This window comes from Aminobacter sp. P4_H6_2 (genome assembly GCF_056400805.1).
This window is the reverse complement of sequence record NZ_JBFUKO010000226.1, coordinates 1-7,970: the sequence shown is the minus strand read 5'-3', so window position 1 is coordinate 7,970 and position 7,970 is coordinate 1. Positions and strand designations below refer to the sequence as shown.

The window sequence follows — 7,970 nt, the reverse complement described above, 5'->3', positions numbered from 1 at the left end:
ACATAGAACTGTAGCGTCTTTTTCCATTCGGGCTGGTCGAACTGCGGCTGCCATTTTTCGTCGAACCAGCGCGCGCCAAAGGAGTTGGACATGGCGGTCAGGAAGGCCATGTTCTCGCCCCATCCGGCCTTGCCTCGCAGGCAGATGCCGTTGATGTCATTGGCGCGGTCGGTCATCTTGCGGGCAKCGTCGGCGATGAATTCCCAGGTCGGTGCGTCGGGCATCTTGAGCCCGGCTTTCTCCATCAGGTCCTTGCGGTACATGACAAACGAGCTCTCGCCATAGAACGGCGCTGCGTAGAGCTTGCCGTCGGCGGACAGGCCGCCGGCGATGGCAGGAATGATGTCGGCGGTGTCATAGTCGGCGCCGAGCTTGTCGAGCGGCAACAGCCAGCCCTGCTTGGCCCAGATCGGAACCTCATAGGTGCCGATGGTCATCACGTCATATTGGCCGCCCTTGGTGGCGATGTCGGTGGTGACGCGCTCGCGCAGCACGTTCTCTTCGAGCGTGACCCATTCGAGCTGGATATCGGGATTTTTGGTGGTGAAGTCGTCCGTCAGCTTCTGCATGCGGACCATATCGCCATTGTTGACGGTGGCGATGGTGATTGTTTCGGCGTGAGCGGCAAAAGCAAGCGCACTCGCTCCGCACAAGCCCAGGAAGAGCGTGTTCAGTTTCATCGAATTCCTCCCAATGACCAAGATGAGCATTTGCCTTGGCTGTGAGCAATTATTCATCCCAACTGATTTATGTCAAGCAGGAATCTGGGCGCTGTCGATCCGCGACTGCCCAAAATCACGTCGATTGCTCACGCCATGAACAATAGGGCGGTTCCAGCGGTCGCCCAGATGCGGACGCGCGCCATGCCTTCAACGGCAGGCGGCTGCCTGTCGTTGCGCAGCAGGTTGGGGATTTAGCTCAACTGGCCAGCAAGGCAGCGGCGGTGCGCTCATCAGTGATGAGGCCGTTGACGAGGCGGCGGGTGACTGCGGCCAGGATGCCCGGCAGCTTGCGTTCGCCCATGGCGAGCGCCACGACCAGCGAGCGTTCGCGTGAGGGCAGGGGTGCGGAAGCGACACGATCGTTGGTGATGCCGTCGATCAACCTGCCGTCGCGGTCGAAGGCCCAGCCGACGATCTCGCCGACCGCGCCTGCCTTCTGCAGCGCCTTGAGTTCGGCTTCGGTGATGAAGCCGTCCTCATAGAGCGGGGCCCTGGGGCCCATGTCGCCGACGCCGACAAAGGTGACGTTGGCTTGGGCTGCCAGCGCCAGCGTCGGCTGGATGAGTGGCTGGCTGTGCAGCATGCGGCGCTCGTCCGGCGACGAGGCAATTGCTGGCAAAGGCATGGGAAAGCTGCGCGCCTTGATGGTGTCGGCCATGTTGAAGATGACGTTGTAAAACGCCGCCGAGCCATCGGGCGAGATGTTGCCCGTCAACGAAACCACCTTGTGGTGCGGGCATTCCATCGGCGGCAGCTGCTCGATCGCCGCCTTCAGCGTGCGGCCGGTGCCGATTGCCATGACGATAGGCTCGGCCGAGCGCAGCCATTTCTCGATCTCGGTGGCTGCTGCCTGGGCGATGCCGATGGTGGTCGACGACGAATCCGGGTCGCTGGGCGTGACCTCGACAAGGTCGAGCGCAAAACGCGAGCGCAGTCGCGCGGCAAGGTCGAGGCAATTGGCGATCGGATGGTCGACTCGGACCTTGATCAGGCCCTCCGACATGGCCAGCGAGACCAGGCGCTGTGCTGTCTGGCGCGAGACGCCAAGCTTCGTTGCGATCTGGTCCTGAGTGTTGCCCGCGACGTAATAAAGCCAGCCCGCGCGGGCGGCCTCATCAAGCCTTGCGTTTTCTGTCCGGGAACTCATGCGTCGCGCCTCTGCTCAGTCCCGGCAGTTTCGCAGGGTTTTCAGAAATGCGCAATTGCTCGCAGATATGTCATTTGTTCGCCGCGACGATTGGCGATGCCACGAAGGCAGATTGAACGCACGCGTCGAGATCGACGTATCGTCTGAGCCGCGAAACGCAGTGAACTGCTCACATGTCTTGTTGGAAGAAGTGGTAGCGGGAAGTGGACTCGAACCACCGACCCCAGGATTATGATTCCCGTGCTCTAACCAACTGAGCTATCCCGCCAGGGTGGAGAAGGCTCGAAAAACTGTCTCGCAAGAGGCAGGCGTCGAAGCGTTCGCCAAGGTCGGGCGGATATAATGTCTGGATGACGAACCTGTCAAGCAGTGACATTGGGCAATTCCGGATTATTCCCAAGACGCTTCGTCAGGTTGTTGCTCAGCGTGTTGCTGCCGGGTTTTCGCACGGCATTCTTGCGGCGCCGGAGCGCGTAGACGACGTTTGGCCATAACAGTGATTTGACCGCAGAGTTCGCTGCAAACGAGCTTGGCAGTTGCGTTCATACGCGAATGCGTGCGCGCCAGGTGATTTTGGCGCAGGCTGCGGGGTTGAGTTCACAAGGCGCGGCCACTATGTCTGCCGACATAAATCCCCTTGGAAAGAGCCTGATGAAACCGCGTATTGCAGTCCTTGGATGCGGATATTGGGGCGGCAATCATATCCGCACCCTGAAGTCGCTTGGTGCCCTCCATGCCGTGTCCGATATCGACCCGGCTCGTGCCGAGCGCTTTGCCTCCGAGCAGGGCTGCCTGGCGGTCACCCCTGACGAACTTTTCGCCCGCGACGACATCGATGCCGTTGTCATGGCGCTGCCACCGCAGTTCCACGCCGACTTTGCGATTCGGGCCGTCGAGGCCGGCAAGGACGTGCTGGTCGAAAAGCCGATCGCGCTGACCGTGCCCGACGCCGAGCGTGCCGTTAAGGCGGCGCGCGACAATGGCCGCGTGTTCATGACCGGTCACGTGCTGCGTTTCCACCCGGCGTTCGAGGGGCTCAAGGCGCTTGTCGACAAGGGCGAGCTTGGAGAAATCGGCTACATCCATTCGCATCGTTTGGGCCTCGGCAAATTCCACGCCGAAAATGATGCGCTGTGGGATCTTGCCCCGCACGATCTGTCGATGATCCTGGCGATCACCGGCACCGCCCCCATCGAGGTGCGCGGCGAGGGGGCTGCGGTGCTCAACCACCTCAGCGATTTCGCCCACCTGCACATGCGTTTCCCCAATGGCCTGCGCGGGCACCTGTTTGCGTCCAGGCTCAATCCCTACCGCGAACGCCGGCTGACGGTGGTCGGCACCAAGGGCATGGCGGTGTTCGACGATGTCGAGCCGCAGGAGCGCAAGCTAGCTGTGTACCGTCACGCGGTGTGGCAGGACAGCGGGCAGTGGACATCGACAATGAACGAGCCGACTTACATCCCGCTCGAAAATGCCATGCCGCTGACGCGCGAGCTCGAGCATTTCATCCATTGCATCGAAACGCGCGAAGAGCCCCGCACCGGTGCTGAAGAAGCGCTCGGCGTGCTCAGGATCCTCACCGCGGGAACGGTCACGCACGATTGAATGGATAGGGGAATAGGGCAGTAAGGCAGTGGGGCAACAGGCATCGAGCAATACTGCCCTAATGCCTTACTGCCCCATTCCCCTCATTCTGCAGCTATCGGCCCCGGCGTTGCCGCCAGCCGCGACAGCATCGCTTCGGCGTCGGCGTGGCGCTCGGAGCGTTCGATGAAGCCGCCGCCAAAGACGCGCGCCTCATTGCCATCGTCGGAATAGAGCACGCAGGCTTGGCCAGGAGCGATGCCCGACTCGCCGTCGACAAGCTCGACCCATGTTGCGCCATCGCGGTGGTGCAAAACGACAGGACGCGGCGGGCGCGAAGAGCGCACCTTGGCGGAGAGTTCGAGCCCGCCTGCAGGCACGGCGGACAGCGCGTCGTCACCGAGCCAGTTCATGCCACGCAAGAAGATCTTGTGCGTCTCCAGTGCCTCGCGCGGGCCAACAACGACACGCGCGCGCTCGGCGTCGATATGCACGACATAAAGCGGCTCGCCCGAAGCGATGCCGATGCCGCGACGCTGGCCGATGGTGTAGCGCAAGATGCCTTCATGGCGGCCGAGCACACGGCCGTCGATATGGACGATATCGCCGGGATTGGCCGCCGAAGGCCTGAGCTTGGCGATGATGTCGGAATATTTGCCCTGCGGCACAAAGCAGATGTCCTGGCTGTCCTGCTTGGCGGCAACCGTCAGGCCCATGCGCTCGGCAGCAGTGCGAACGTCGGGCTTGGACATGCCGCCCAAGGGAAAGCGCAGATAGTCGATCTGCTCCTGGGTTGTTGCGAACAAGAAATAGCTCTGGTCGCGGTCGGCGTCGACCGGCCGGTAGAGCGACCGGTGGGCGCCGTTCTGCTTGGAGCGGATATAGTGGCCGGTGGCGAGAGCGGCAGCGCCCAGCTCACGCGCGGTGGCCAGCAGGTCGGCGAATTTGACGGTCTGGTTGCACGACACGCAGGGGATCGGCGTCTCGCCGGCGACGTAGCTTTCGGCGAAGGGGTCGATCACCGCCTTGCGGAACCGTTCCTCGTAGTCGAGCACGTAATGGGGAATGCCGAGCGTTTCGGACACGCGACGGGCGTCGGCGATGTCCTGGCCAGCACAGCAGGAGCCGGCTCGATGGGTCGCAGCACCATGGTCGTAGAGCTGAAGCGTGACGCCAACGACGTCATAACCTTCTTGTTTGAGCAGGCCGGCCACGACTGAAGAATCGACACCACCCGACATGGCAACAACCACGCGAGTGTCTTCGGGGCGTCCGGGCAGGTCCAGGCTATTCATCGGGATTGCGTTCCGCTGTCTTAGGGTCGGCTGCATGCCAATGGCTGCAATATAGGTCAAGCCTCTTCGCAGTGCCACCCGCACCGGGCCGATACGCGTTTTTCGACGCGAAACCAGCCAACGGGGCAGATGGTTAAATTGCGGATTGAGAGTCTAACGTTCTGTTCACGTTCGTTACTTAGCTCTTAGTATTCGCTTAGGCAATTTTTAAAGCTGTGGCGCTAGTGTGGCAGGTGATTGGGTCTTTGAGTTTTTAGTAGAGAGTACGATGACCGATCTGGTTAGACCGCGTGTCAAATATGTTATCGGGCCGGACGGCAGCCCGCTTACGATTGCCGATCTGCCCCCGACCAACACGCGCCGGTGGGTTATCCGCCGAAAGGCGGAAGTGGTCGCAGCGGTCAGGGGAGGGCTGCTCAGTCTCGACGAAGCGTGCCAACGCTACAAGTTGACGACTGAGGAGTTCTTGTCCTGGCAGGCTTCCATTGACGAATACGGGCTTGCAGGCCTGCGCACCACGCGCATCCAGCAATACCGTCATTGACACCGGCCGTTGCGGCCAACCAATAAGAAAGGGTGCGGCTTGCCGCACCCTTTTCCATTTGGCGCTCTAGAGCGTCAGCACCACCTTACCCTTGGGCCTTGTGGCAAGGTAGGTGTGGGCAGCACCCGCCTCGGCGAGCGGGAAGCTTTTGGCGACATGGACCTTGAGCTTGCCGGACACCGCCAGCTTGGCGAGTTCTTCCAGCCCTTCGCGGTCGGGCCGCACCGAAATCCGCTCGATGCGAATGCCGCTCGCTTTGGCGTCGGATTTGGCCTTTTCGCTGGTTTCAAGCAGGGCGACGAGCACGCCACCCTTGCGCAGTACCTTCAGCGATTTTTCGGCATGGTCGCCGCCCAGCGGCTCAAACACCATGTCGACCTGGCCCACCTTGGCAATAAAATCGTCCTTGGTGTAGTCGATCACCTCGTCGGCGCCCAAGGAGCGGACAAAATCGACCTTGCCCGGGCTTGCGGTGGCAATGACGTAGGCGCCGCGCGCCTTGGCGATCTGTACCGCGAGATGGCCGACACCGCCCGCAGCCCCATGGATCAGCACCCGCTCTCCCGCCTTGAGCTTCCCTGATATCACCAGGCCCTGCCAGGCGGTCAGTCCGGCGAGGGGAAGGGCTGCCGCCGCCGCATGGTCGAGCGCTTCAGGCTTGTGCGCCAGTTCGCTTGCCGGGACTGATGCAAGCTCGGCATAGGCGGCCGCCTGCGCAGGGAAACGTGGCATGCCGAAAACCTCGTCGCCTGAAACAAAGCCGTTGGCGCTCGGGCCGACAGCCTCGACGATGCCGGACAAATCCCAGCCGAGCACGAAAGGCGGTTCACCCAAAAGCGGGTAAAAACCGCCGCGCACCGCGGCATCGACGGGATTGACGCCCGCAGCCTTGACACGGATCAGCACTTCGCCTGCTTTGAGTTGCGGTGTGGGCTGGTCGGCGATCTCAAGCACTTCGGGTCCGCCGACGGTGTTCTGGGTAATGGCACGCATGGGAAAGTCCTCCTTGGGATGAATGCAGGTGCCACTATCATTTGGATAGTATCATTCTCTTGTCCAGTATGTACCTACATGATATATAGGTACCTCATGGATAGCGATTGCGCACCTGACACACCCTTCGGCTACGACGCCTTCAGGCGCGAATGCATGTCGCACACCGTGCTTGAGATGCTGGCGAGCAAATGGGTCTATCTGGTTGTCGGGGCTTTGAAGCCTGGCAGGCGGCGCCATGGCGAGCTTGCCCGCAAGGTCGAAGGCATAACGCCCAAGATGCTGACGCAGACGCTGCGCATTCTGGAGCGTGACGGGCTGGTGCGGCGCGAGATCTTCCCGGTCATCCCGCCGCGCGTCGAATATGAGCTGACTGAACTGGGACACAACCTTGCCGAGCTGCTCAACCAGATCAGGGTCTGGGCTGAGCGCCACGCGCCTGAAATTCGTGATTCGCGCGCCCAGTCGCTGGCCGGCGAGAATGAGCCGGCTGAATTTTTGGCCTAGGGCCAAGGTGCTTCCCGATGGACGCTTGAGTCGGGAGCCTTACTAGCGCTGGTTGTCCTGCGCTAACTGTCTGGAAAATATCTGCTTTTAGCCGATCATCGCGCTGCGTCCGCCGGCCTCGGCGTCGCGGGTGCTGCGGTCGCGCGATTCCAGCATCTCTGCCTTGGACAGCTCCGCTTCAGCTTCGGAGAGTAAGGATTCGGCTGCGGCGCGCTGTTGCGCCAGGTCATGCTGGGAGTTTTTGAGATTGTCACGTCGTTGCCGCGCGGCTTTGGCGAAGGTCGGATAGGCGAAATGATTGAGATCAGTGATCCCCGCCTTCTTTTCTTCGGCGACGATCTGCAGTTCCAGATCGTTGGCCATGCGGTCGAACTCGGCAATCATCGAATCGAGCTGCATCAGCTGCCGGCGCTTTTCGTTCACCTGAAACTGCTTGAGTCTGACCAGGTTCTCACGTGATTTCATGACCCGATACTCCCGAACACCGAAAAACGCACTTCTAACCGCCTACTGCGGCCCCGAGGGACCTCGCCGCAACYGAACCGGTTTTGAACTCCCGGATATGGAAAACAAACTTTTAAAGTTTTTCTCCGCCGGTAACCATTCGTTTACGCGCATCGTTAATCATATCCATCGAGACTTAAGACCCGGTAAAGATTCTGGTTTTCGCCGCGAATGTGATCGGGTCGTCTCCGGAGTCGCTTAGTCAGCCTTGTTAATGCGTCGCGTTAAGATGTTGACCGTGTGATTCAYGTTTAGATTCAAGTGGGTGTATGCGCCGGTTAAAATTTCTGATATGGTCTTCCATACGAAATTAGGTTTTGTTAACCATTCGATGGCAGCCTCCGATTCAGTAGCACTGGGCCGGTATGGATTGGACCGCGAAGAGGTTCCGGCAGCAGAAAAGGGGATATGAATGCGCGTTCTGCTGATAGAAGACGACAGTGCAACCGCACAGAGCATCGAATTGATGCTCAAATCGGAGAGCTTCAACGTCTATACGACCGATCTCGGCGAAGAAGGCGTCGATCTCGGCAAGCTTTATGATTACGATATCATCCTTCTCGACCTGAATCTGCCTGACATGTCGGGTTACGAGGTTCTGCGCACTTTGCGCCTGTCCAAGGTCAAGACGCCGATCCTGATCCTCTCCGGCATTGCCGGTATCGAGGACAAGG

9 protein-coding genes and 1 tRNA gene are annotated in these 7,970 nt (G+C 60.4%); 4 read left to right on the top strand and 6 right to left on the bottom strand.

Annotation, left to right across the window (positions count from 1 at the left end):
- The 3 genes from AC1DUU_RS16710 to AC1DUU_RS16700 form a co-directional block, all read right to left on the bottom strand.
- On the bottom strand, positions 1-680 hold a 680-nt coding region (locus tag AC1DUU_RS16710), incomplete at its 3' end, for an extracellular solute-binding protein (RefSeq protein ID WP_476784527.1).
- 238 nt (positions 681-918) lie between these two features.
- Positions 919-1,869 carry a sugar-binding transcriptional regulator gene (locus AC1DUU_RS16705; protein ID WP_476784526.1) on the bottom strand — a complete coding sequence of 317 codons (951 nt, stop codon included), beginning with the start codon at positions 1,867-1,869 and terminating at the stop codon, positions 919-921.
- A gap of 191 nt (positions 1,870-2,060) precedes the next feature.
- Positions 2,061-2,137 (bottom strand) — tRNA-Met (locus tag AC1DUU_RS16700).
- A 383-nt stretch (positions 2,138-2,520) separates the two neighbouring features.
- Between AC1DUU_RS16700 and AC1DUU_RS16695 the strand changes: the two genes are divergently transcribed.
- Positions 2,521-3,474, top strand: a complete 954-nt coding sequence (locus AC1DUU_RS16695; protein WP_476784525.1) for a Gfo/Idh/MocA family protein — start codon at positions 2,521-2,523, stop codon at positions 3,472-3,474.
- A gap of 83 nt (positions 3,475-3,557) precedes the next feature.
- Here AC1DUU_RS16695 and mnmA read toward each other — a convergent pair whose 3' ends face one another.
- Positions 3,558-4,748: a tRNA 2-thiouridine(34) synthase MnmA gene (gene mnmA / locus AC1DUU_RS16690; protein ID WP_476784524.1), complete on the bottom strand. Its 1,191-nt coding sequence runs from the start codon at positions 4,746-4,748 to the stop codon at positions 3,558-3,560.
- Between the two features lie 268 nt (positions 4,749-5,016).
- Between mnmA and sciP the strand changes: the two genes are divergently transcribed.
- Positions 5,017-5,292 carry a CtrA inhibitor SciP gene (gene sciP, locus AC1DUU_RS16685; protein ID WP_013529904.1) on the top strand — a complete coding sequence of 92 codons (276 nt, stop codon included), beginning with the start codon at positions 5,017-5,019 and terminating at the stop codon, positions 5,290-5,292.
- Between the two features lie 66 nt (positions 5,293-5,358).
- Here the strand turns inward: sciP and AC1DUU_RS16680 are convergent, their stop codons facing one another.
- Positions 5,359-6,285: an NADP-dependent oxidoreductase gene (locus AC1DUU_RS16680; protein WP_476784523.1), complete on the bottom strand. Its 927-nt coding sequence runs from the start codon at positions 6,283-6,285 to the stop codon at positions 5,359-5,361.
- A 96-nt stretch (positions 6,286-6,381) separates the two neighbouring features.
- Between AC1DUU_RS16680 and AC1DUU_RS16675 the strand changes: the two genes are divergently transcribed.
- Complete coding sequence (locus tag AC1DUU_RS16675; protein WP_476784528.1) at positions 6,382-6,792, top strand: winged helix-turn-helix transcriptional regulator; 411 nt, start codon at positions 6,382-6,384, stop codon at positions 6,790-6,792.
- Between the two features lie 87 nt (positions 6,793-6,879).
- Here AC1DUU_RS16675 and AC1DUU_RS16670 read toward each other — a convergent pair whose 3' ends face one another.
- The gene (locus AC1DUU_RS16670) at positions 6,880-7,257 is read right to left on the bottom strand and encodes a flagellar export protein FliJ (protein WP_476784522.1); all 378 of its coding nucleotides are present in this window, start codon (positions 7,255-7,257) and stop codon (positions 6,880-6,882) included.
- A gap of 451 nt (positions 7,258-7,708) precedes the next feature.
- Between AC1DUU_RS16670 and AC1DUU_RS16665 the strand changes: the two genes are divergently transcribed.
- The coding region (locus AC1DUU_RS16665; RefSeq protein ID WP_476784521.1) for a response regulator at positions 7,709-7,970 on the top strand (262 nt) is incomplete at its 3' end.

What these genes read in the sequence shown, in the direction of transcription:
- AC1DUU_RS16680 (WP_476784523.1), bottom strand. Translation starts at nt 6,285, where the DNA reads ATGCGTGCCATTACCCAGAACACCGTCGGCGGACCCGAAGTGCTTGAG.
- AC1DUU_RS16670 (WP_476784522.1), bottom strand. Translation starts at nt 7,257, where the DNA reads ATGAAATCACGTGAGAACCTGGTCAGACTCAAGCAGTTTCAGGTGAAC.
- AC1DUU_RS16675 (WP_476784528.1), top strand. Translation starts at nt 6,382, where the DNA reads ATGGATAGCGATTGCGCACCTGACACACCCTTCGGCTACGACGCCTTC.
- AC1DUU_RS16705 (WP_476784526.1), bottom strand. Translation starts at nt 1,869, where the DNA reads ATGAGTTCCCGGACAGAAAACGCAAGGCTTGATGAGGCCGCCCGCGCG.
- mnmA (WP_476784524.1), bottom strand. Translation starts at nt 4,748, where the DNA reads ATGAATAGCCTGGACCTGCCCGGACGCCCCGAAGACACTCGCGTGGTT.
- sciP (WP_013529904.1), top strand. Translation starts at nt 5,017, where the DNA reads ATGACCGATCTGGTTAGACCGCGTGTCAAATATGTTATCGGGCCGGAC.
- AC1DUU_RS16695 (WP_476784525.1), top strand. Translation starts at nt 2,521, where the DNA reads ATGAAACCGCGTATTGCAGTCCTTGGATGCGGATATTGGGGCGGCAAT.